Genomic DNA, 23,524 nt, shown 5'->3' on the forward strand with positions numbered 1-23,524 from the left:
TCCGCTTGGGGTCGAACACCCTGCGGAGAACGATATTTCCTCTTCTCCCGCCAAAAAAGGACGCCCTCCTTCGCTAATCACGACTGTTCAGCTAGAGTTACGAGAGGTGTTCGCGTTCAATCGCTCGTTAGGCTCCGGCAGAAGGAAACGCCTTATACAGCAGCGGTCTAAAATTTAAGTACGGCAGATCGACTGTTTCGTCAGGCTTCGCTGCTGGAAAGCTTCCTGCGTCATGCTCACGAAAAAAGCAAATACGGCCTCAAGGCACTTTCGGCACTTGCGGAAGTCCCGCCCGGCCAGCTTGCCTTTGTGGGTGACATCGCCCGGCGCAACAATATCCCCAAGAAGTTCCTCGACGCTATCCTCTCAGAACTGCGCAATGCCGGTTTCGTCTATAGCCGGAAGGGCAAGGCGGGCGGCTACAGCCTTGCCCGGCCTGCAGACGAGATCAAGATCGGGCACGTGGACCGCGTGCTCGACGGGCCGCTTGCGCCGATCCCTTGCGCCAGCAAGACACGCTATCAGCCCTGCGGCGACTGTGATGAGGCCACATGCCAAATCCGTCGACTAATGCTGGACGTGCGCAACGCCATTGCCGATGTGCTGGACAATACCAGCCTGACGCAGATGTGCGACATGGGTGGTCCCGAAGTGCTGATCGCCGAGACCATGACCGCCTGATCGAGGGGAGGTGCGAATGAGCACCTCCAGCGGCCGGCTTTCCGTCACCATCATCGGCGGTGGAGCGAGTGGCGTACTGCTCGCCGCCCATCTCCTTCGCAACCGCGATACCGACATTCGCGTGACGCTTATCGAGCGCCGCGGCGAATTCGGCCAGGGCCTTGCCTATTCGGCCAGCCAACGCGACCACAAGGTTAACGTGCCTGCCCGCGGCATGAGCGCCTTTGCCGATGACCCCGAGCATTTCTGGCGCTGGCTGCAGCAGCGCGGTTATCCATCGTCGCACGGGTCCTGGGTCTTCGTGCCGCGCCGGCTCTATGGCGCCTACCTCGAACATGTGCTGCGGGAAGCCGGAAAGTCGAACCCGGGACGCCTGCTGGTCATGTCAGAAGAGGTCATGGCCGTGCGCGAAAGCAAGAACGGTATCGAGACACTTCTGGCCAATGGCACAAGCGTCGTCAGCCATAGCGCGGTCCTCGCTGTCGGCCACGAAACGCAGCCGGCCCGCAGCCGCGGCATTGCCGTGCGCGTCGGGTCGGAGAGAGACACGCCGCTTCCCGCCGACGCCGAAGTGATGATCCTGGGGTCCGGCCTCAGCATGGTCGACGCCTGGTTGTCGCTGGCCGATGCCAACCATCGCGGACCGATCACCGTCGTGTCGCGCAACGGACTGCTTCCCAAGGGACATCGCGATGTGCCTCCCCTGAGCATCGATTCCGCCGATGTTCCCTTCGGAACCAGCCTGCCATATTTCATGCGCTGGTTTCGCGATCTCGTCGACGAAACGAAAAAGCGCGGCGGCGATTGGCGCAGCGTGGTGGACGGACTGCGGCCCTACAACCAGCGGATCTGGCAGAGCTGGTCCGGCCACACCAAGCGACAGTTCCTGCGTCATCTCAGGCCATGGTGGAATATTCATCGTCACCGCCTGCCGCCGGAATTGCACGAGCGCCTGGTGGCGGCCGTGGCAAGTGGACAGGTCAAGCTGGTTGCCGCCGAATTCGTGGGCGTCGAGCGTGCCGAAGGGCAGGTGCGGGCCGAAATCCGTCGCCGTGGTTCGAGCACGCGGGAGAAGCTCGGTGTGGCGCGGGTCTACGATTGCGGCGGTGTCAGCGTCGACGTGCTGTCGAGCTCAAACCCGGTCATCCGCGATCTCGTCGCCCATGGAAGAGCACGCGCCGATGCCCTCAGGATCGGGCTCGACGTCAACGAGCACTGCGCGGTCATCGACCATGCCGGCAAGGTGACCGAAAAGCTGCTGGTGATCGGCCCGCTGACCCGCGGACGCTTCTTCGAGATCGAGGCTATCCCCGACATCCGGGTCCAGGCGGCAACGCTGGCGGCCCGGATCCTGTCGCACGCTTAGGCGGGGTAGGGCAGGCGCTAGCGATCGCGGATCGTCTTGCCTTCATTCTGGCGCGGATAAACGCCGCGGTCTTGAAGGATCGGCACGACCTTTTCGACGGACTCTTGGATATCGTCGGGCGCACGAGGGGGCTGCAGCGTATAGCCATCCACCGTGCCATCGGCCCAGTAATCGATCATCGCGTCCGCAACCTCTTCGGGCGTGCCGAGCAGCAGGCGATGAAAGCCTTCGGAGCGACGCACCGCTTGCCGCGCAGTGAGTTTTTCGTGGGTCAACAATTCCGAGAGGCCATGCCAACCGCCATCTGGCGGTTCTGGTCCGGCACGAAGTCGGCGCCATCGAGCACCGCGTCCGGGTCAAAGCTTGCGAGGTCGATCCCGTGATCCTTGGCGAAGCGGGCCAGCAGGGCGTCTTCAGAGCCGGCGCCACTGAACAATTCATGCTTGCGCAGCGCCTCTTCGCGCGTCTTGCCCAAGATGGCCACGAGGCCCGGCACGATCCGGATCGTGGACGGGTCACGCCCAAAGGATACCGCGCGATCCTTGACCTTCTTGCCGAAAGCCTGGCCCGCTTCGCGTGAGAGGATGTTGCAGTAGATGATCTCGCCGTGACGAGCCGCAAGGTCGATCCCGCCCTCCGAAGCTCCGGTTTGCGCGATCACCGGATGTCCCTGCGGTCCGCGAGGCACGTTTAGTGGCCCCTTGATCGCGAAATAATCGCCATTGTGATCGATGGCACGAGCACTAGCGGCGTCCCAGAATTTGTCGGCCGGCACCTCGCCCTCGCGGGCCGGGTCCAGCTGTCGGCATTAGCATGCATGAGTTGAGTTATGCACTTCCAAAACCGGACGGATTGATGATCTTTCGTTCGGTCAGAAGTCGCCGGTGGCAAGCCATTTCCGGGGTTTCCGTCAGCGGATTCAGCCTCGCCGGATCAAGATGTCATCGGTCTCAACCAAACTGCGACAGGATTGCGCGCCAGCGCTGCCCATCTTTACCGGCCTGCAAACGCGCTGCGGCGAGTGCGGTATCGCTGGTGGGGTACGATATGGCGATGCTGGAAAGCTCCTTTGCGATCTCCGCGCCGATGGTTGGATGGAGCTTCAGCACGCCGCCGATAAAGGCCACCTGTCGTTCACCGGCACGCGTCTCGAGCGCCCGAGCCAGTCGGGCCAGTTCCACACCGGCGTTGCGAAGAATTTCGAGGGCGGTGGCGTCGCCCGCCGCGGCCGCTTGCGCGACGCCGACCGCCAGGGCGCCGATCCGTCCGCGGTCGCCGCCATAAACATATTGGCGAACATGGTGCCATTCGTTGCCGCCGATCAGGGCCAACAGCGCCTCTGCCAGCTGGTGCACCTCGGCGAACGAGCCGGTGCGGTCCAGCACGCGGTAGATCGCGTCGAGGGCGCGAAGTGCGATCCAGCTGCCGGATCCCGCATCGTCGATGAGGATGCCGCGGCCACCCACCCGGGTCATGGTCCCGTCCGACGCGATATGAACGCCGATGGAGCCGGTGCCGGCCGAAACCAGATGGCCTTCGCCCGGCTGAAACTGCGCTGCAAAGGCAAGAACGATATCGTCGGTGAGCAGCAGCTGCGCCGGCGCCAGCCCCAGCACTTCCTTGGCAAGTGCGCCGATTTCCGTCGCGGCGGCGCTACCAAAGCCCGTCAATCCGCCCACCATCCCGACCGCCACAAGGTCATTCGCCGCGAGCGCCGCTGCGACTTGCGCCAGAGCCGTGCCCAGCCGCTGCCGTTCGGCTGGATTGAACACATGCGCCGTCGCGCCATCGACGCTGCCACGCGCCACCACCTGTCCATTCGGGTCGCAGGCGACCCAGCGACTGGCCGTGCCGCCGACGTCGAAGCCAAGATGCACCTCTTTCATTTGGGCACGCCCTGCTGGACAAAGCTTCGCGTGATCTCCCGCGGATTGGTGATCATGGTGCCCACGACCACCGCATGCGCGCCGGCTGTGAAAGCCTGGCGCACCAGATCAGGCGTGTTGAAGCGGCCTTCGGCCACAACCGGCACCGCGAGCCGTCCAGCTAAGGTTTCCAGCAATCGCAGATCAGGCTCGTCCGGCTTGGGCAAGGTGGCTTCGGTATAGCCCGAAAGCGTGGTGGCGACATAGTCGGCGCCCCAGCCGGCGGCCTTGATACCTTCTTCAAATGTCGAGATATCGGCAAAAACCTCGGCGCCTATTTCATCCTTGATGCGGCGGATCAACACGCTCGGATGCTCGCCGTCGCGCGCACGTTCCGTGCAGTCGAGCGCGACGATGGCCGCGCCGGCCTCGACAATGGCCGCGGCCGAGACAAAATCGGGCGTAATGTAGACTGGATAGCGGTCCGAAAAGACCTTGTTTATGCCGATCACCTTTAGCCCCGCCTCGGCAACCGCAGCGACATCCGCCGGCCCATTGGCGCGGATGGCCACCGCGCCGCCGTCGCGCGCGGCCAGCGCCATGGCGCCCATGAACTGCGGGCCATGCAGCGGATTGTCCGCCCGCGCCTGGCAGGACACGATGAGTCCTCTGGGCAACGTCACTTGATGGCGCCCGAGGTCATGCCGGCAATGAACTGCCGCGACAGCACGATATAGATGATGATGATCGGCGCAGCCGAAAGCGTCAGGCCCGAGAACAGCACGCCCCAGTCGGTCGTGTATTCGCCCATGAAGGTGGTGAGGCCCTGGGGCAGGGTCTTCAAACTGTCGTTCTGGATAAAGACCAGCGGGAAAAAGAAGTCGTTCCAGATCGGCACGACATTCTGGATGCCGGCAATGACCATGGCGGGCCGCACCAGCGGCAGCATGATCGACCACATGATGCGGGCTTCCGAAGCGCCATCCATGCGGGCGGCATCCTCGAGCTCGTTGGGCAGGGTGCGGATGAAGCCGGTCATGATGAAGACCGTCGAGGGCAGGCCCATGGCGGTATAAACGAAGATGAGGCTGAGCTGATTGTTGAGGATCGAAAGGTCCCGCATCAGCATGAAGAGCGGGATGATGGCGAGCTTGAGCGGCAGCGTCAGGCCGGCCAAAAAGAACATCAGGATGAAACTGGCGCCGGTAAAGGCATAGCGGCCGATGGCATAGGCGGCCATGGTGCCCAGCGTCAGGATCAGAACCATCGAGGCGCCGGTGACCAGGAACGAATTAAGCAGGTAACGCAGGAAGTTGGTTTCGGACCAGATTTTGATGAAGTTCTGGACCTGGCTGAAGTCCGGAATGCCGAAGGGCGACTGGAAGATTTGCGGCGTGGTCTTGAATGCCGAAAACACCATGATGACGATCGGCGCCAGCATCAGGATGGTGTTGGCGATGAGGATGATCTGCAGCAAGCCATCGCGGCCCAGCGTGCCGAGAATGCCCCGGCGATCATAATAATTGGTGGTGGCCACGCTCATAGCTGGATTTCCCGGGCGCGCAGGCGCGTGGTGATGACGGCAGCAATCGCGGCGATGAAGATGAAGATCAGGACCGCGAGAGCCGACCCAAGGCCGAAATCCTGCTGGCCGGCTGAGACATTGCCGAAGGCTGTGCGGTAGAAATAAAGGCCCAGCACATCCGTGGAGCCGAAGGGCGAGCCGTCGAGCCCGCCCATGATATAGGGCAGCTCGAACCAGTTGAACGCGCCCACGAACAGCAGCGTGAAGACGATGGTGGCGCTGGGGGCGACCAGCGGCCAGACGATCTTGGTGATCTTGACCCATTCGCTTTCCGTTTCCATGCGCACGGCGTCGAGGATTTCGCCGGGAATGCGCTGCATACCGGCAAGAAAGACGAGGGTCGGAAAGCCCACCATATGCCAGGCTTGCGCCGCGATGATGCTCCAGAGCGCGGTGCCCGATTGTCCGAGCCAGGGCTGCGCCCACTCGCCAAGGCCAATGCTCTTGAGGCTGATATTAACGACACCAAAAAGCGGGTGATAAAAGAGCTTGAACAGGTAAGCGACAATGATGGTCGAGAGCACCACGGGCAGGAACACCGCGATACGGTGGAACCGGGCACCGGGCAGTTCGCGCCAGAGCGCATAGGCCAGGATAAAACCCAAGCCGTTCTGCAGGACCATCAGCGCGAAGAAGACGATGATGTTGTTCTTGAAGGCATTGAGCGTCCAGCTGCGATAGGGCTCGACAAACAAGACCGTATGAAAGTTTTCGAGGCCGACGAAGTCGAGGCGACGCAATCCCTGCCAGTCGAAGAAGGCGTAAGCGAAAGCCGAGATGATCGGATAAACGATGAACAGCGCCACAAAGCACAGCGGCGGCACGATCAGAACCGTGATCCAAAGGCCGCGGCCGGTCATCCGAAATTGGGGCATCGAGGGCTCGCTGAGGTGAGGGTGGGGTGGAGCTGCGAGCCGGAGGACCCGATGCTCCACCCCGCAAGGCGGAGGGAGTGGCCGCCTAGTTCTGGAAGGGCTCGTACCAAGCGGCAAGGCCGGTGGTCAGCGCTTCGCCGATCGCTTCGGGCGTGGTTTCACCCGAGAACAGCTTTTGCATTTCAGCCTGGATCAGGACCGAGCCCGAGGGTTCGCCATAGCGGAAGTGGGCGAGCATCAGATAAGGAATCGAGGACTGGTTGAGCTCGTTGACCTCGGCCAACAAGGGGTTGTCGAAGGTGACGTTCGGAATGGTCGAGATGTTGTTGAGCGTGTTGGCAAAGGCCTGGCCGAATTCCTGGCTCGCCAGGTAGTTGACGAAGGTGATCGCCGCTTCCTTGTTGGGCGTCGCCGCATTCACCGCATAGCCGCCGTCGAAGTATAGGCCGACAAGCTTTGCGTCTTCCGCGGTTTCGCCTGGCGCTGCAAAGACACCCAGTTCGATATCGGGATTTTGCGCTTTGAAGGTCGCGAGCTCATAGGAACCGCCGACAAACATCGCGGCCATACCCGAAGAGAATAGCTGCTGGGCCGATGGGTAGTCGAGGCCGATAAAGCCATCGGGGAAGTATTCCTGGGCCAGTTCGTTGACCGATGTCAGGGCCGAGGTGAAGCGCGCATCGGTGAAGTCGGCAGTGCCGGCCATCAGTTCGTCATAGAATTCCTTGCCCATCAGCGAAGACCCGAGGCCGAAGGTTACGGTCTCGTTCTGCCAGGCGGTGGCGGTGCCGTTGGCGAAGGGGATGATGCCGGCGTCCTTAAGCTTTTGGCTTGCCGCCATCAACTCGTCCCAAGTCTGCGGCTCCTCGATGCCGTTATCGGCGAAGATCGTGGCGTTGTAGATCACGAGCTGGGTCTGGCTTGCGAACGGGACCGCGTAGATCTTGCTATCGGCGCGAACGCTTTCAGCAGCGATTGCGGGAGCGGCAAATTCGGCCAGGGCAGGGACGCTCTCAGTCGTCAGCTCTTCGAGATAGCCGGCCACCGCAACGTTCTCGAGCCCGCCATAGGCGCGCACCATCATCACGTCCGGACCGGTGCCGCCGGCCAGCGCGGTCGAGAGGATGGTGTTGTAGTTGGTTGCTTCAAAGGTTTCGAAGGTGACGGTGATGCCGGGATTGGCCGCTTCGAACGTGTCGATGAACTGCTCGTAGGCAGCGCGGTCTTCCTGGCGCCAGCTCCAGAACGTCAGGTCCTGGGCGAAGGCTGGGGCAGCGACAAGCACGGCGCTCAAGATAGCCCCGGTGCGAAGTATGGTTTTCATCTGGATTCCCTTCCCTTGAAAACGTCTCGAAATGGTCCCTTGCAACCCCGGTCAGGGGTCGAGCCGCCGTCCATCCTCGGCGGAAAAGTAGTGCGCTGCGCCGGGCGTGACCGAAACGGTCACAGCCTCGTCTGGCGTATAGAGGTCGTTGGGCGTGGTGCGGGCCGAGAGCAGCGTGCCATTGGCAAGGCGAACATAGACGTAGGCGTTATCGCCCAGATACTCGGTATATTCGACGCGACCGGCAAAGCCCTCGCTGGCGCTGCGGTGGAGCTGCACACCGTCGGGCCGCAAGCCGAGCTTTAGTGCGCCAGGGCCGGGCAGGGTACCTGCGGCAACCGATCCTCCGTTCGCCATCGCCAAGCGGTCACCCTCGTGCGTGACGTCGACCAGCGTCATGCGCGGCGAGCCGATAAAGGTCGCGACGAACGTGTTGGCCGGTGTCTCGTAGAGTTCTCGCGGCGAGCCGACCTGCTCGATCCTGCCATTGTTCATGACGACGATCTTGTCGGCCAGGGTCATGGCTTCGACCTGGTCATGCGTCACATAGATCATGGTGCCGCCGATCTCGCGGTGGAGCTTGGCGATTTCGAGCCGCACCTCGGAGCGCAAGGCTGCGTCGAGGTTGGAAAGCGGCTCATCCAGCAGAAACACGTCGGGCTTGCGCACCAGCGCGCGGCCGATGGCAACGCGTTGGCGCTGGCCGCCGGAAAGCTCGCGCGGCTTGCGCTTCAACAGGGCTTCGAGCCGAAGCATTTGCGCCGCTTCGGCGATGCGCCGCTCCACCTCTGCCTTGTCGAGTCCCATGAGGCGGGCGCCAAAGGCCATGTTCTCGTAGACGTCCATATGCGGATAAAGCGCATAGGACTGGAACACCATCGCAATGCCACGCCGCGATGGGGCGACATCGTTCATGCGGTGGCCATTAAGGACGAACTCGCCATCGCTGATCGGATCAAGTCCGGCAATCAGGCGCAGTAGAGTAGACTTGCCGCAACCCGAAGGACCCACAAAGACCACGAACTCGCGGTCGCCGATCTCAAGATCAATGCCGTGAAGAACCTCGGTGTCGCGAAACCGCTTCTTGATACCGCGAAGCGAAAGTTGGGCCACGAAAAGTTCCTCCACCAGACCCGCCCCACGCAGGTCCTGAAGGCATTCATGCAAATGCCATGATGGAATACTAAATTCCAATTTTTCATTGTGTCAAGAATATCCGATCACGATGCAGATCGCAGGTTTCTGACACATCGCCCAGGCAGCATCCATTCATCGAACGGGTCTAGGACCCCGCCCGTCAGCGGACCTTGAGAACGGTAACGGCGGTTTCGGAATTGTGGATGAAGTCATGCGCATCCGCCTGTTGCCGCACCATCAGGATAAACAGCATGTCCATCAGCATGAGCTGGGCGTCGCGCGAGGTAATGGCCGACGATCGCACCCGCTCTTCGTCAGCAACCGTAAACAGGTGAATATCTGCCAGATCGAGAAGCGGATTGGGCTGTAGACCGGTCATCGATATCACCGTCGCACCCCGTTGCTTTGCAATCTCGGCAATCCGCAGCGTCTCGACGCTTCGGCCCGAATAGGAGAGCGCCAGCAGCACATCGGCATCGTTGAGCGCCGAGGCATTGGAAATCTGGATATGGCTGTCGGTGTCGATCAGCGCGACCCGCCCCAGTTTCAACAGCTTGTAGGAAAAGTCCTTGGCTACCAGGGAGGATGCGCCGACACCCGCAAGCTGAATTTTGCGAGCGCCGACTAGCGCCTCCAGTGCCAGATCAATGGTTTGCTCGTTATTGGCCGCCAGTGTCTCCCTCATCGACAGCAGCTTCGAGCCGATCAACTTTTGCAGGATAGTGACATAGCTATCCGCCGCATCGATGGTGCCATGGATCACGCCACCAGGCGTATGCCACTCCATTGCCTTGGCCTTGTTTACCGCAAGCTTGAGCTGCTGATACCCGCCATAGCCAAGCTTCTGGCTGAACTTGACGACGCTCGACTGACTGCGCCCTGTCACTTCCGCCAGGGCCGCCGACGAGAGCGTCAGCATCTTTTCGGGATGATCGATGATGAATTGCGCGATCTGCCGATCAGCCTGGGTCATGCTGTCGAGTTGAGCGCTCAGGACTTTGAGAACCGACATGGCAACTTCCACCCAATCCGCGCCGACCGGCGAGGTCTAAAGCCGACACAGCCCAAAATGCAACTGGCACCACATGGGTTTAACACCCGCTAGCCCAGGTGCTAATTCAACATAGGAATACAATATTCCGCACTTCGTTGACAGTCGGAATAATCGCTTCTAGCATCGACTATGGAATTTGAGCATAGGCACGATGACAAAAACCAACCTCATGGCTGAGCTCGAACAGCTCGTTTCCGAAGCCCGCAATCCCAAGACCATGCAGATCGACCTTATGTCGTCTGCTGAAATCGTCGCGGCGATGAATCGTGAAGATACGCGGGTCTCGGAGGCCGTGAACAAGGTTCTTCCGCAGGTAGCAGCGACCGTGGACAAGATTGTCGAGGCCTTCCGGGCTGGCGGGCGGTTGATCTATATGGGTGCCGGCACCAGCGGGCGGCTCGGCGTGCTCGATGCTTCGGAGTGCCCACCCACTTTCGGCGTGCCGGAAGGCATGGTTGTCGGCCTCATCGCTGGCGGCGATCGTGCCTTGCGTCACCCGATCGAAGGCGCCGAGGACTCGCGTGATGAGGGCTGGCGCGACCTTGAAAGAGATCGGTCTTACCGACAAAGACGTCGTTGTCGGCATCGCCGTTAGTGGCCGCACCCCATATGTCATCGGTGGGCTCGACTATGCCAAGAAAGTCGGAGCGGTCACCGCAGCGCTTTCATGCAATCCGGATTCGGCTATCGCCCGCATGGCCGATATTGCGATTTCGCCTGTCGTCGGTCCCGAGGCGCTGACCGGTTCGACCCGGCTCAAGTCGGGCACGGCGCAAAAGCTTGTGCTCAATATGCTGACCACGGCCAGCATGATCCGCATCGGCAAGTCCTACGAAAACCTGATGGTCGACCTGTCGGTGAGCAATGAGAAGCTTGTCGCCCGTGCGCACCGCATCCTTGTCGATGCCACCGGGTGCTCTGCCGATTCTGCCGAGCAATTTCTCAAGGCCGCAAACAACAACGTCAAGCTCGCCATCCTTATGGCGCTGACAGGCATGACTGCAGCTGACGGCCAGACTGCGCTCAACAATGCGGACGGGTTCTTGCGCCGCGCGGCCGCGCAGCACCAGCCGCGCGTCGCAAGCTGAGGCACAAGGATGGCGACACCCCTCTCGCGCTCTTCGTCGGCATGCCTGGGCTGGAACTGTCCACATCGGAAGTGGCCTTCTTCCGTGAAGCCAACCCGTTCGGGCTTTTTCTCTTCAAGCGCAATCTCGACAATCCTGAGCAGATCCGGCGCTTGGTCGGCCAGTTCAAGGATGCGGTTGGGCGCGCGGATGCACCCGTCTATATCGATCAGGAAGGCGGCCGCGTGCAGCGGCTCGACAATGGCAACTGGCCGCTGTTTCGCCCGATCGGTCACTTCGGCGCCTTGGCCAAAAAGACCGTGACCTCGCCAAGCACGCGCTGCGCCAGTCCACCCTCGCCATGGGCTCGATGATGAGCGAACTCGGCATCGGTAGTGGCACGACGCCAGTCGTCGATCTGGCGCGCGCCGGCACGCACGACATCATTTCTTCGCGTTCGTTCGGCTCGGACCCCCAACTGGTCGCCGAACTTGGCCGTGTGGCCGTCGACGCTCTGCTGGAAGTCGGCTCTATGCCGATAATCAAGCACATCCCAGGCTATGGTCGAGTGGACGTCGATCCGCACCATGATCTGCCCGTCGTGCGCGCCACTACCGACGAGATGATGGACACCGATTTCCTGCCCTTCATCCGGCTCAAGGACAGCCCCTGGGCCATGGTCGCGCATCTGATCTTCACGCAGATCGATCCCGACCTGCCAGCCTCGATATCACCGCGCGTCTGCGCGTTCATTCGAACCGTCCTGGACTACGACGGCGTGCTGATCACCGACTGCCTGACCATGGACGCCCTCTCCGCCCCCTGGCCCACTCGCGTTCGGGCAGCGCTGGACGCAGGATACGATATCGCGCTCCATAGCCAAGGCGATCTCGATGCCAGCTTCGCCGCCGCAAGGGCCGCCGGCCCCGTGTCCGACGCGACGCTTGAACGCGTTGCTCGCGCACAGCGACGGCTGGGCGACCGGCGCGTCGATGTCAAAACGCTTCACGCCGAAGTGGAGCAGATTTTCGAGGAGAATGGCTTCGCCCCTGGCGGCGCCGGATATCAAGGAGAGAAACCCAATGCGTAGGCTTACTTTTCTCGCGGCGACTTCGCTGGCTGCGCTTGCCCTTGCGGCGCCCGCCCATGCCCAGGACACCGGCAATGTATTGACCCTTGCGTCGGAGCAGGTGACGACTTTTGTGCGCAATTTCAATCCGTTCAGCCAGACTTCGGCGCGCTATACGACCCAGGACTTCCTTTATGAACCGCTCGTGGTGTTCAACCGGCTGCAGGGCAATGAGCCGAACTATCGCCTTGCCGAGAGCTACGAGCTGGCCGACGACCTGATGTCGATTACCTTTACGCTGCGAGAAGGGCTGAAGTGGTCTGATGGCGAGAACTTTACGGCTGACGACGTCCTCTTCACCTATGATTACATCAAGCAGTTCCCGGCGCTCGACTTCATCTCCATCACGCCGCAGATCGCCTCGGTGGAAAAGGTCGATGAGCGCACCGTGCGCTTCAATCTCAACGAAGCCAATTCGCTAATCGCCAACACCATCGTCGGCATGCCGATCGTGCCCGAGCACATCTGGTCCGAAGTGACCGATCCGGTGACCTTCGCCAACGAGAACCCGGTCGGTTCGGGTCCGATGACCGAGATCACCCGCTTCACGCCGCAGGTCTACGAGCAGTGCCGCAACCCGCATTACTGGGATGCTGAAAATCTCTCCGTCGACTGCCTGCGCATGCCGCAGCTGGCCGACAATCCGCAGGTGCTCGCCGCCTTGGCAGAAGGCAGCCTCGATTGGGGCACGAGCTTTATCCCCGACATCGACAATACCTTCGTGGCGCAGGACCCCGAGCACCACAAATACTGGTTTACCCCATCAAGCCTCGTCTCGATGCAGATGTCGCAGATTTCGCCGGACGAAAATGCGCGCAAGGCCTTCAACGACGTCAACTTCCGCCCGCGCTAGCATGCTGGTTGATCGCCAGGCGATCGTCGACATCGCCGGTTATGGCTATCCGTTGCTCAACGAGGATCCGTCCGGCCTGGGCGAGCTTTATGCGTCCTTCGCCAACCCCGCGGTCGCGGAGCAGTTCGGCCAATATGGCGTATTCGATCTCGAAGCAGGCATAGCCCTGCTCGATGAGGCCGGTTACGTCGACGCCGATGGCGATGGCTTCCGCGACAATCCAGATGGCACGCCAATCGAGCTCGATTTCAAGGTTCCCAATGGCTGGACCGACTGGATCGATGCCGTGCAGATCGCCATGGAAACGCTTCAGGAAGCCGGCATCAATGTTTCGCTGTCGACCCCGGAAGCAGCTGTCTGGACGTCGGACCTCATCGCCGGCAATTTCGAGCTGACCCTCAATTCTTTGGCTGCGGCGGCAAACCCCTATCTGCCCTATATCCGCTCGTTCAATCCGGCCGATTTCGGCAAGAGCCGTTTCACCGCTCCGCATTGGGAAAATGCCGAGGTGGTCGAACTGCTCAAGCAATACACCACGATTAAGGATCCGGCCGAGCAGAAGGCGATCATGGATCAAATTCAGCTTTTCGTCGCAGAGGCGCTGCCGATCATCCCGCTCTACAACAGCCCATCCTTCTTCCAGTACAACACCACGCGGTGGACTGGCTGGGCCAGCGCCGAAGATCCGAAATACGCACCGGCTGTTTCGGTTACCAACCCGGCGCGCCTGCTGCAGCTGCTCGATCTTGAACCGGTTGCCCAGTAACGCTGCGCTTTACCAGACCTGTCATCCCGGCTCACGGCCGGGGTGACAAAACCGAGCCTTTCGCGAAGGACACCCAAGCATCATGACCTTCCTGTTGCGGCGACTGGCCTTCTATCTCGCGGCATTTCTTGTCGCCGCGACCATCAATTTCTTTCTTCCGCGCATGCTGCCGGGCGATCCGATCGCCATCATGTTCTCCAGTGCCGGCGCCGACCTGTCGCTCGAGAACCTCAATGCGCTCAAGCTGACCTTCGGCTTCATCGATGCGCCTCTGCACGAGCAATATCTGGCCTATCTGCAAAGCGTCTTCACCGGTGATCTTGGCCGTTCCATCAAGTACTTCCCACTGCCTGTCACTGAACTTCTGGGGCGCGCGCTGATCTGGACGCTAGGTCTTATGGGCATCGCCACAGTGATCAGCTTCACCCTGGGAAGCTTCCTCGGCGTCTTTGCCGCATGGCGTCGCGGCAGGCTGGTCGATTCCGTCATTTCGCTCGGGGCCATCTTTTCGAGCTCCGTACCAGCCGTGGTCGTCTCGCTGATCATGCTCTTCGTTTTCGGCTACACGCTGCGCTGGTTCCCGAATGGCTATGCCGCCAACCCGCTGCTCGATCCGGCCTGGAACTGGCAGTACATTTCAAGCGTGCTCTACCATGGCACGCTGCCGATGCTGACCCTGGTCTTCGTGCTCACCGGCGGCTTTGCGGTGACTATGCGCAACAACATGATCAACCTCCTAGGCGAAGACTACATCGTCATGGCTCGGGCCAAGGGCTTGTCCGACAACAATGTCATGCTCTGGTACGCGGCGCGCAACGCGCTCCTGCCCACCGTTTCGAGCCTTGCCATCGCCATCGGCACTATCCTCGGCGGGTCGCTCGTGACCGAAGTGGTGTTCAACTATCCTGGCCTCGGCAACACGCTCTACCAGGCGATCATCGCGCGCGATTACCCGGTGATCCAGGGCCAGCTTCTGATCATGACCGCCGCCATGCTCATTTCCAATTTTGTGGTCGATCTCAGCTACGTGCTGCTCGATCCGCGTCTCAAGAAAGCCTGACGCGATGAAGCTCTTGAGCCAGCTGCTGCACAACAAGAAGGCCCTGGTTGGCCTCATTATCCTCACCATCATCGTGCTCGTCGCTATCTTTGCGCCGCTCCTGACCGAGTATAGCCCAACCCGCCGCGTCGGCCGGCCGCATCAGGCGCCAAGCTGGGATCACTGGCTGGGCACCACAAGGCTTGGTCACGACGTATTTGCTCGTCTCGTGCACGGCGCTCGTGTGTCGCTCGCTGTCGGCTTCGGGGCAGGGCTCCTGATTACCGTGATCGGCACCGTTCTCGGCATCATCGCCGGCTACAAGGGCGGGGTGGTCGACGAGATCATCAACTTCTTCACCAACATGGTTCTCGTCATCCCAAACCTGCCGCTGCTGCTGGTTCTTGCCGCCTTTATCGGCCAGGCCAGCCCGCTGGTGATCGCCATCATCCTCGGCTTCACCTCCTGGGCGTGGGGCGTTCGCGTGACGCGGTCGGAGACGCTCTCGATCCGCCAGCGCGACTTCGTCAAATCGGCGGAGATGCTGGGAGAGCCGAGTTGGCGCATCATGCTGTTCGAGATCTTTCCGAACCTCATTTCCATTGTCGGCATCAACTTCATCGGTTCGGTGATTTTCGCCGTCATCACCGAAGCAACGCTCGAGTTCCTGGGTCTGGGCGACCCCAACACCGTGTCCTGGGGCATCATGCTCTATAACGCGCAGAACTCTGCAGCGCTTTCCGTCGGCGCATGGTGGGACTTGCTGTCCCCATGCTTTGCTCTGGCTTTCCTCGGGCTTGGCCTCGCGCTCCTCAACTTCGCCATCGACGAGATCGCCAACCCACGATTGCGGACCGGCGGCATGCTCAACCGCTGGACCCGCATGGTCCGCATCGGCGAGGGCAAGCTATGACCACGCCCGTTCTTTCCGTCCGCAATCTCAACATCGACTATGTCGGTACCGAAACCAACTTTCACGCCGTCAAGAATGTCAGCTTCGACATCGCGCCAGGCGAATTCTTCGGCCTTGCCGGGAGTCGGGGTGCGGCAAGTCAACCATCGCTTTTGCCGTCAGTCGTCTCCATCGGCCACCAGCGCTGATCCGCAAAGGCAGCGAAATTCTCGTTTCTGGTCGCGATGTCCTGGAGCTCAGCGACGAAGACCTGCGCAAATTCCGCTGGCGAGAAGTGGCGATGGTGTTCCAGAGCGCGATGAACTCGCTCAACCCCGTCCTGACCATCGAAACGCAATTCTACGACGTGTTGCGCGCTCATGGCCCGATCAGCCGCGCGCAAGCCCGCACCCGGGCAACCGAACTGCTGAAGCTTGTCGACATCGCGCCTGAGCGGCTCGACAGCTACCCGCATCAGTGTTCGGGCGGCATGCGCCAGCGCATCGTCATTGCCATCTGCCTGGCGCTCGATCCTAAGCTCCTGATCATGGACGAGCCCACGACGGCGCTCGACGTCGTGGTGCAGCGCGAAATCCTGCAGCGCATCGACGTGCTGCGCAAAAGGCTGGGTTTCTCGGTCCTGTTCATCACCCACGATCTGGGACTGATGGTGCAGGTCAGCGACCGCATCGGCATCATGCTCGAAGGCGAACTGGTCGAGGTCAACGACGCGCAGACCATCTATCGCCAGCCGCAGCATCCCTACACCAAGCGCCTTTGGGCCTCGATGCCCAAGCTTCATGGCGAACAGACGCGTCTGGAGGCAAGGCCATGAGCGACGCCATCCTCGCCCTCGACAGTGTTTCGAAAATCTTCGGCCGCGCCGACAAGCCGATCTATGCTGTACGCAATGTCAGCTTTGCGCTCCAACCCGGTCGCACGCTTGCACTTGTGGGGGAGTCAGGATCGGGCAAGACCACGGCTGCCCGCCTCATCATGCGCGAATACACCCCAGATGAAGGTCGTGTCCTGTTCCGTGGCGAGCCGCTCGGCAAAGGTGATGCAAAGGCGCTTAAGGCCTATCGCTCTTCGGTTCAGATGGTGTTCCAGGATCCGTTTGCGTCCCTAAATCCGACGCACACGATCCGCTATCATCTCGAACGACCGCTGAAGCTCCATCAGAAAGGGCTTGGCGCGGCCCAGCGGCAGGCCGCTGTGGTCGAGTTGCTGGAGCGGGTGAAGCTTAATGCAAAACTGATCATGCCGAAGTTTCCGCACGAGCTTTCAGGCGGCCAGCGCCAGCGCATTTCAATTGCCCGGGCGCTTGCAGTGAACCCCCAGGTCATCGTTGCCGACGAGCCCACATCGATGCTCGACGTTTCGGTGCGACAGGGGATCCTCAATCTTCTCAACGACATGAAGGCCGAGCTTAAACTCGCCTTGCTCTACATCACGCATGACATTGCCACGGCGCGCTATGTCGCCGACGACATAATGGTCATGTATGCCGGCCAGATCGTCGAATGGGGCGCGGTAGATCGGGTGCTCGATGATCCCCAGCACCCCTATACGCGCCTGTTGCTCTCCGCTGTGCCCGATCCCGACCGCCGCTTCGACGATGTCCGTTTCGCCGACGAGCTTGGGCGGATCGAGGAAATCCGCACGCTTTCATCACGCCCGCAAGCAGCCATCGCTACCGCAGGCGACAACCACTTCTATCGTCCAGTCCCAGCGTCCTAGAATAGGCCGATGGAAACAAGAACAGGTCGAGGGACCTGGTTCAAACATAACAAGGGTGTGGGCTTCCAACATGAACTTTTCCAGAAAACTTTTGACGGGCTTGGCGCTGGCCACGGCGCTGACATCTGCCGGTGTTGCCATGCCGGCACAGGCTGCAGACCTGCGGATGGCATGGTCGCAGGACGCGACGGGGCTTGATCCGCACACGCAGACCGCATTTTCCTCGCTGCGCCTGCTCGAACTGATCTACGAGCCGCTGGTGCGCCTCGACGCCGAGCTCAATGTCGTTCCGGCGATCGCCTCGAGCTGGGAGTTCGCCGAGGACGCCAAGACGCTGACCTTCACGCTTGATCCCAATGCCAAATTCTCGAATGGCGAGCAGGTGACTTCGGCCGACGTCAAGGCATCCTTCGAGCGCCTGCTCGATGAGGCGACAGCCGCTGCCGCGCGCTCCAACTTCCTCTCCATCGCAAGCATCGACACGCCCGACGACACAACCGTCGTCTTCAACCTCTCGACCGCCGACGTGCCGATCCTCGTCGCCATGGCGACCATCAATGCGCCATTGTCCCGGCGTCCACCATTGAGGCTGGCACTGTCGGCACCGAGACGCTCGGCTCCGGTCCTTTCGTGCTAGACAGCTGGGAACCCAACTCCCGCGAAGTCCTCTCGGCCAATGAGAATTGGGCAGGCGGCGATCTTGCGATCGACGGCATCACCATTTCCGTTCTGCCCGACGAGACCGCGATCCTCGCATCGCTGCGAGCTGGCCAGACCGACTTTGCCCTGCTCAACGATCCGCTGATCGCAACGCTCGTGCCGATGGAAGCCAATCTGACGCTCAATCGCGTCGGCGTGCTGGCCTATAACGTGCTGCAGCTTAATCCCTCGCGTCCGCCGATGGACAATCTCAAGGTCCGCCAGGCCATGAGCTGCGCCATCGATCGCCAGGCGATCATCGACGCAGCCCTCGCCGGCGAAGGCACGGTCACCGGCCCGTTGACCATGCCTGCTTTCGCGCAGGATCCGGCAAATCTGTTCTGCTACCAGCAGGACCTCGATATGGCCCGGCAACTGATGGAAGAGTCCGGTGTCGATGGCTTTACCGCAACCGTCATCGGTGCAACCGGCGAGCCGCCGGTCGCGGCTTCCGAAGCGCAGGTGCTGCAGGCGCAGCTGGCCGAAATCGGTATCACGCTCGAGATCGAGATGATGGAGCTCAACGTTTATGTCGATCGCTGGCTGGCTGGCGATTTCGACATGGCGGTAGCCCAGAACGGCGGTCGTCCCGATCCTTATCCGATGTACAACCGCTACTTCACCAAGGACGGCAATCTCATCAACGTCTCGAACTTCACCGATGACGAGCTCGATAGCCTGATGAAGCAGGGCCAGGCGGAAACCGACCCGGCCAAGCGCGTCGAGATCTTCCAGGCCTTTGAAAGCCGTCTTGCCGAGCAGGCGCCTTGGCTCTGGCTCTCGACCGGCTACAGCTATACCGCCCAGACCAATGCGGTAACCGGCTTTGAGTCTTCGCCGACCGGTACGCTGTTCGGCCTGACCAAGGTCAGCCTGCAGTAACGTCTTCTCCCGGGTCGGCCTCACGGCCGACCCACCTCCTGGATTGTTTTTATGAACTATGTGGTCCAGCGCCTGCTGACCTTTCCGCTGATCCTGCTCGGCGTGTCGATCCTGGTCTTCGTGTCGATCCGCCTGATACCGGGCGACGCAATCACGGCCATGCTCGGCACCGAGGCAGGCCTGCTGACTCCGGCGCAACGCGAAACCTTGGCGGCTTACTTCGGCATCGATCAGCCGATCTGGTCGCAATATCTGCGCTGGCTTGGTGGTCTGTTCAGCGGCGACCTCGGCATCTCCTCGATCTACGGCAAGCCCGTGCTCACCGTTGTGCTCGAGCGCTTCCCGCTGACGCTGCAATTGTCGCTGATGTCGATGGCGATCTCGCTTTCGGTCGGTATCCCGCTGGGCGTTCTCGCTGCGTCGCGCAACGAGCGCCCGAGCGATCTTTTGGTGCGCGTGCTCGCCATGCTCGGGCAGTCGACCCCGAGCTTTGTTATCGGCATCCTGACCATCTACGTGCTGTCGGTGTTTTTCGGCTTCGTGCCGGCCATGGGCACATTCACGCCGTTTTTCGCCGACCCGCTGGCCAGCTTCGGCCAGCTGATATTTCCGGCCATTACATTAGGCTTTGCCTTCGCCGCATCGGTGACGCGCATTACCCGCTCCGCCATGCTCGATGTGCTGAGCGACGACTATGTCCGCACCGCGCGTTCTAAAGGCGCATCGCCCGGAAGCGTGATCTGGCGCCATGCTTTGCCCAACGCGCTGATCCCTGTTGTGACGCTGTCCGGCGTCGAGTTCGGCTATCTGCTGGGTGGCGCGGTGATCGTCGAGCAGATCTTTGCCTTGCCGGGGCTCGGCCGACTGGTGCTCGATGCCATCACCCAGCGCGACTATGCACTGGTGCAGGGAACGATCCTGTTCATTGCCTTCAACTTCCTTGTCGTGAACCTCCTTGTCGACCTCGCCTATGTGGCGCTCGACCCGCGCATCCGGATCGGGGGCGATAATGGGCAAAATGGCTTCCGCATTAGTCCGTCATCCCTCCGGCCGCATCGGTGTCGCGATCATCGGGCTTTATCTCCTCGCGGCCATTCTGGGGTCGCTCGGCTTGACGCCACATGATCCGCTCAAGCTCTTTGCCATCGATCGCCTCAAGGGGCCGAACGGCACCTACTGGTTCGGCACCGATCTCCTCGGCCGCGACGCTTTCAGCCGGTTGATCATCGGCATACGCCAGTCAATGATCATTGCCTTCGCTGCCGTCGGCATCGCGACCCTTGCCGGCACCATCATCGGTCTGCTCTCGGCCTGGTGGGGTGGCATCTGGGATGGCATCTTCATGCGCATCATGGATGTGTTGCTGGCCTTCCCGGCAATCCTTCTGGCGCTGTTGATCATCGCCATTGTCGGGCCGGGCACCATGACCAGCGTTGCAGCGATCGCCATCGTTTATACGCCGATCTTTGCCCGCGTCGTGCGTGGACCGGCGCTGTCGCTGAAACAGCGCGACTTCGTCGATGCCGCGCGCACCTTCGGCAGTTCGCAGGGATTCATCCTGAGCCGCCATCTGCTGCTCAATCTCGTGGCCCCGCTGGCGGTTCAGGTGACCCTGGCGCTCGCCTGGGCGCTGCTCACCGAAGCGGGCCTTTCTTTCCTCGGCCTTGGCACGCAGCCACCGACGCCCTCCCTGGGGCTGATGCTGGCCGAAAGCCGCAACCTCATGCAGCACGCACCATGGCTGATGATCTTTCCGGCTTTGACCATCATGCTCGGGATCCTAGGCTTCAATCTCACGGGTGACGCCTTGCGCGACATTCTCGATCCACGCACCCAGAGGAGGGAAGCATGACCAGACTGCTTTCCGTCAAAGACCTTCGGGTCGGCTTCGGGCGCGACCCGAAGGCCAATGAAGTGGTGAAAGGCGTAAGCTTCGACCTAGACGCCGGTGAAACCGTCGCCATTGTCGGGGAGTCCGGTTCGGGCAAGTCGGTCACCGCCTTGTCGATCAACCGCCTGGTCGATTTCGGTGGCGGTCGCATCACCGGCGGCAGCATCGCCCTGACGCGCAGCGACGGATCCGTTCTCGATGTCGGCCCTGCCGAGGAGCGCGTTCTGCGGAGCGTGCGCGGCCATGACGTCGGCATGATCTTCCAGGAGCCGATGACTTCGCTCAATCCGGTGCACACAGTTGGCGCCCAGATCGAGGAAGCCTTTCGCCTGTCCAAGGGATTGACCGGCAGCCAGGCGCGCGCGGCAACTCTGGACGTGTTGCAGCGGGTGCGCATTCCCGATGCCCAGTCGCGCCTCGGCTATTATCCGCATCAGCTTTCGGGCGGCATGCGCCAGCGCATCATGATCGCCATGGCGCTTGCCGCAAGCCCGCGCCTTCTGATCGCCGACGAACCGACGACCGCCCTTGACGTGACCGTGCAGGCACAGATCATGGCGCTGCTAGCCAAGTTGCGCGCCGAGACCGCATGGCGATGATCTTCATCACGCACGATATCGGCCTCGTGGCGGGCATTGCCGACCGCATCATGGTCATGCAGAACGGTGTCGCCGTCGAACAGGATGTGGCCGATCGCGTGCTCGACCATCCGCAGCACGACTATACCAAGCATCTCCTCCGTGCCGTGCCGCATTTTACCGCCGGTCAGTCGGTGCGGGCTGCCGAAGAAGGCAAGCCGGCGCGAGACCCGATCGTCACGGTCGACGACCTCGTTGTCCGCTTTCCTGTCGGCAAGGGCTGGCTCAAGCCGAAGGGTGCCATCCATGCCGTAGATGGCGTTAGCTTCGATCTCGTGCCCGGCGAGACGCTGGCCATCGTTGGTGAAAGCGGATGCGGCAAGTCGACGACAGCGCGCGCCTTGCTGGGTCTTAATAGCGTCACCCGCGGACGGATCGTCGCCGGAACAGGACACTCCAAGCGTCCCGTGCAAATGGTCTTCCAGGACCCGTTCGCATCGCTCAATCCCAGGCTCAATGTCGAGGCCTTGCTCGCGGAGCCCGCCATTGCCAACGGTCAACGGCTCGATGATGCCTTGCGCAAACGCATGGCATTCTTGCTCGACCGCGTCGGGCTGCCGCAGGACGCCCTGACACGCTACCCGCACCAGTTCTCCGGCGGCCAGCGGCAGCGCCTTTGCATCGCCCGGGCGCTGATGCTGAACCCGGATGTCGTCGTACTCGACGAGGCCGTATCGGCGCTGGACGTCTCGGTGCAGGCGCGCGTGCTCGATCTGCTTATCGACCTGCAAAAAGAGTTTGGCCTCGCCTACCTTTTCATCTCGCACGACATGGCTGTGGTGGAGCGCATTGCGCATCGAATTGCCGTGATGTTTGCCGGTCAGGTAGTGGAGATCGGCGACGCGCGTTTGGTGCTATCGGAGCCGCAGCACAGCTACACCAAGCGCTTGATCGCTGCCGTGCCGGCAGTCGAGCGGCGGCGTCAGCATTTCACTGTCGACATGACAGGTGCCGTCGCTGGTGCGGCCCCCTGGCTTTGAGCCGCCAGCAGCGCGATGGCGCGAAGCAGGCGAGGATCATCGCGTTCGTATCGAGGAAACAGCATGACATCGGTTTCGACAAAGCTCGACCGCGCCTTCTTGCATCTGGAAAAGGCCATCGAGAGCGGCCGCATTCCCGGCGGCGTCCTGGGCGTCATCGACCGCGATGGCAATCGCGCCGTGCGCGCCATGGGTGAGGCGCAAACCGTGCCCAAGTCGCGTCCGATGACCGAGGACACCTGGTTCGATCTGGCGTCGCTGACCAAGGTACTGTTCACCACCGAACGCATTCTGGTACTGGCCGAAGCCGGCCGCATCGATCTCGACGCGCCGTTGACCAGCGTCATTCCCGACTATAGGCACTACAATCTCGACAACTGGGAGAGGAAGATCACCTTCCGGCAGTGCCTCGGTCACCAGACGCCTTATCCTGCGGTCTTTCCGCTTTATACCTATGGCCGCGATCCCGACCTATTGCGCACCTTCCTGCTCCAGCACGAATTTGCGGCTGGCCCGGCGGTCTACTCCGATATCAATTTCATTCTCCTGGGGCTGGCGCTGGAGCGCATCGACGGGAGGTGGGTCCGCGAGATGGATCCGGGTAGAGGCTTTGCCTGGGCCGCTGACCCGCAAAAAGCTGCCGCAACCGAGGATTGCTACTGGCGCCATCGAGTGCTGGTGGGCGAAGTGCACGATGACAATTGCTCGGCGCTCGAGGGGGCAGGGCATGCCGGGCTTTTCGGCACTGTTGCCAGTGTGCTCGACTTTGCACATGGCAAGCTGACATCCGCCGGTCCGGATGCGCTGATCCGCACGCCGCTTTCGGGTCGCCGCACGCATGGCTGGGAGCGGCCCTACGAGGGCTGGTCAGGCGGCGAACGCAACTCGCACCAGACGATCGGCCACACTGGCTTTACGGGCACCGGGCTCTGGATCGATTTCGAGCGCGGCCATGCCTGGACGCTTTTGACCAACCGGGTGCACCCGACGCGCCATTTCGACAGCGGCATCCTGCCGCTGCGCCGCGCCGTGGGCGACGCCATCAATGCCGCATAGGGAGA

15 protein-coding genes and 7 pseudogenes are annotated in these 23,524 nt (G+C 61.5%); 14 read left to right on the forward strand and 8 right to left on the reverse strand.

The window, feature by feature from the left end:
• Positions 1-225 precede the first annotated feature (225 nt).
• Positions 226-681 (forward strand): RrF2 family transcriptional regulator, encoded by a 456-nt coding sequence (locus G5575_RS16260; RefSeq protein ID WP_164535416.1) that lies wholly within the window; start codon positions 226-228, stop codon positions 679-681.
• Between the two features lie 16 nt (positions 682-697).
• Positions 698-2,047 carry an FAD/NAD(P)-binding protein gene (locus tag G5575_RS16265; RefSeq protein ID WP_164535246.1) on the forward strand — a complete coding sequence of 450 codons (1,350 nt, stop codon included), beginning with the start codon at positions 698-700 and terminating at the stop codon, positions 2,045-2,047.
• A 17-nt stretch (positions 2,048-2,064) separates the two neighbouring features.
• Here G5575_RS16265 and G5575_RS16270 read toward each other — a convergent pair.
• The 8 genes and pseudogenes from G5575_RS16270 to G5575_RS16305 form a co-directional block, all read right to left on the reverse strand.
• Positions 2,065-2,843 (reverse strand): annotated as a pseudogene (locus G5575_RS16270) (LLM class flavin-dependent oxidoreductase); the annotation flags it as partial.
• 154 nt (positions 2,844-2,997) lie between these two features.
• Entirely contained in the window at positions 2,998-3,933 is a 936-nt protein-coding gene (locus G5575_RS16275; protein WP_164535247.1) for a BadF/BadG/BcrA/BcrD ATPase family protein, read from the reverse strand.
• Positions 3,930-4,595, reverse strand: a complete 666-nt coding sequence (locus G5575_RS16280; protein WP_164535248.1) for an N-acetylmannosamine-6-phosphate 2-epimerase — start codon at positions 4,593-4,595, stop codon at positions 3,930-3,932. The genes G5575_RS16275 and G5575_RS16280 overlap by 4 nt, the downstream gene beginning before the upstream one ends.
• On the reverse strand, positions 4,592-5,455 hold the full coding sequence (locus G5575_RS16285; protein ID WP_164535249.1) for a carbohydrate ABC transporter permease: 864 nt from the start codon (positions 5,453-5,455) through the stop codon (positions 4,592-4,594). The genes G5575_RS16280 and G5575_RS16285 overlap by 4 nt, the downstream gene beginning before the upstream one ends.
• Positions 5,452-6,372 carry a carbohydrate ABC transporter permease gene (locus G5575_RS16290; protein WP_164535250.1) on the reverse strand — a complete coding sequence of 307 codons (921 nt, stop codon included), beginning with the start codon at positions 6,370-6,372 and terminating at the stop codon, positions 5,452-5,454. Before G5575_RS16290 ends, G5575_RS16285 begins: the two co-directional genes overlap by 4 nt.
• Before the next feature lie 85 nt (positions 6,373-6,457).
• Positions 6,458-7,696, reverse strand: a complete 1,239-nt coding sequence (locus G5575_RS16295) for an extracellular solute-binding protein (protein ID WP_164535251.1) — start codon at positions 7,694-7,696, stop codon at positions 6,458-6,460.
• Positions 7,697-7,747: 51 nt separating this feature from the next.
• The gene (locus tag G5575_RS16300; protein WP_164535252.1) at positions 7,748-8,809 is read right to left on the reverse strand and encodes an ABC transporter ATP-binding protein; all 1,062 of its coding nucleotides are present in this window, start codon (positions 8,807-8,809) and stop codon (positions 7,748-7,750) included.
• Between the two features lie 184 nt (positions 8,810-8,993).
• Complete coding sequence (locus tag G5575_RS16305; RefSeq protein WP_164535253.1) at positions 8,994-9,845, reverse strand: MurR/RpiR family transcriptional regulator; 852 nt, start codon at positions 9,843-9,845, stop codon at positions 8,994-8,996.
• 193 nt (positions 9,846-10,038) lie between these two features.
• Between G5575_RS16305 and murQ the strand changes: the two are divergent.
• The 12 genes and pseudogenes from murQ (at position 10,039) to G5575_RS16365 (ending at position 23,519) form a co-directional block, all read left to right on the forward strand.
• Positions 10,039-10,975, forward strand: a pseudogene (gene murQ / locus G5575_RS16310) (N-acetylmuramic acid 6-phosphate etherase).
• Positions 10,976-11,016: 41 nt separating this feature from the next.
• Positions 11,017-12,044 (forward strand): annotated as a pseudogene (locus G5575_RS16315) (glycoside hydrolase family 3 N-terminal domain-containing protein).
• Positions 12,037-13,702: pseudogene (locus tag G5575_RS22400) on the forward strand (ABC transporter substrate-binding protein). The pseudogenes G5575_RS16315 and G5575_RS22400 overlap by 8 nt, the downstream one beginning before the upstream one ends.
• Before the next feature lie 82 nt (positions 13,703-13,784).
• A complete protein-coding gene (locus tag G5575_RS16325) occupies positions 13,785-14,762 on the forward strand; it encodes an ABC transporter permease (RefSeq protein ID WP_164535254.1) in 978 nt (325 codons plus the stop codon).
• A 13-nt stretch (positions 14,763-14,775) separates the two neighbouring features.
• Complete coding sequence (locus tag G5575_RS16330; RefSeq protein ID WP_164535417.1) at positions 14,776-15,654, forward strand: ABC transporter permease; 879 nt, start codon at positions 14,776-14,778, stop codon at positions 15,652-15,654.
• Positions 15,651-16,468 (forward strand): annotated as a pseudogene (locus G5575_RS16335) (ABC transporter ATP-binding protein). Before G5575_RS16330 ends, G5575_RS16335 begins: the two are co-directional and overlap by 4 nt.
• Positions 16,465-17,373: an ABC transporter ATP-binding protein gene (locus tag G5575_RS16340; RefSeq protein ID WP_164535255.1), complete on the forward strand. Its 909-nt coding sequence runs from the start codon at positions 16,465-16,467 to the stop codon at positions 17,371-17,373. The pseudogene G5575_RS16335 and the gene G5575_RS16340 overlap by 4 nt, the downstream one beginning before the upstream one ends.
• Before the next feature lie 70 nt (positions 17,374-17,443).
• Positions 17,444-18,954, forward strand: a pseudogene (locus G5575_RS16345) (ABC transporter substrate-binding protein).
• Positions 18,955-19,005: 51 nt separating this feature from the next.
• On the forward strand, positions 19,006-20,079 hold the full coding sequence (locus tag G5575_RS16350; RefSeq protein WP_164535256.1) for an ABC transporter permease: 1,074 nt from the start codon (positions 19,006-19,008) through the stop codon (positions 20,077-20,079).
• On the forward strand, positions 19,964-20,806 hold the full coding sequence (locus G5575_RS16355) for an ABC transporter permease (RefSeq protein ID WP_164535257.1): 843 nt from the start codon (positions 19,964-19,966) through the stop codon (positions 20,804-20,806). The genes G5575_RS16350 and G5575_RS16355 overlap by 116 nt, the downstream gene beginning before the upstream one ends.
• Positions 20,803-22,530 (forward strand): annotated as a pseudogene (locus tag G5575_RS16360) (ABC transporter ATP-binding protein). Before G5575_RS16355 ends, G5575_RS16360 begins: the two are co-directional and overlap by 4 nt.
• Complete coding sequence (locus G5575_RS16365; protein WP_164535258.1) at positions 22,527-23,519, forward strand: serine hydrolase domain-containing protein; 993 nt, start codon at positions 22,527-22,529, stop codon at positions 23,517-23,519. The pseudogene G5575_RS16360 and the gene G5575_RS16365 overlap by 4 nt, the downstream one beginning before the upstream one ends.
• Positions 23,520-23,524: the final 5 nt, after the last annotated feature.

Source organism: Devosia aurantiaca (genome assembly GCF_011058215.1).
In the GTDB taxonomy this organism is placed as follows: Bacteria; Pseudomonadota; Alphaproteobacteria; order Rhizobiales; family Devosiaceae; genus Devosia; species Devosia aurantiaca.

Coding starts and splice junctions, on each gene's coding strand:
- G5575_RS16265 (WP_164535246.1), top strand. CDS start 698: ATGAGCACCTCCAGCGGCCGGCTTTCCGTCACCATCATCGGCGGTGGA.
- G5575_RS16275 (WP_164535247.1), bottom strand. CDS start 3,933: ATGAAAGAGGTGCATCTTGGCTTCGACGTCGGCGGCACGGCCAGTCGC.
- G5575_RS16285 (WP_164535249.1), bottom strand. CDS start 5,455: ATGAGCGTGGCCACCACCAATTATTATGATCGCCGGGGCATTCTCGGC.
- G5575_RS16290 (WP_164535250.1), bottom strand. CDS start 6,372: ATGCCCCAATTTCGGATGACCGGCCGCGGCCTTTGGATCACGGTTCTG.
- G5575_RS16295 (WP_164535251.1), bottom strand. CDS start 7,696: ATGAAAACCATACTTCGCACCGGGGCTATCTTGAGCGCCGTGCTTGTC.
- G5575_RS16305 (WP_164535253.1), bottom strand. CDS start 9,845: ATGTCGGTTCTCAAAGTCCTGAGCGCTCAACTCGACAGCATGACCCAG.
- G5575_RS16325 (WP_164535254.1), top strand. CDS start 13,785: ATGACCTTCCTGTTGCGGCGACTGGCCTTCTATCTCGCGGCATTTCTT.
- G5575_RS16340 (WP_164535255.1), top strand. CDS start 16,465: ATGAGCGACGCCATCCTCGCCCTCGACAGTGTTTCGAAAATCTTCGGC.
- G5575_RS16350 (WP_164535256.1), top strand. CDS start 19,006: ATGAACTATGTGGTCCAGCGCCTGCTGACCTTTCCGCTGATCCTGCTC.
- G5575_RS16355 (WP_164535257.1), top strand. CDS start 19,964: ATGGGCAAAATGGCTTCCGCATTAGTCCGTCATCCCTCCGGCCGCATC.
- G5575_RS16365 (WP_164535258.1), top strand. CDS start 22,527: ATGACATCGGTTTCGACAAAGCTCGACCGCGCCTTCTTGCATCTGGAA.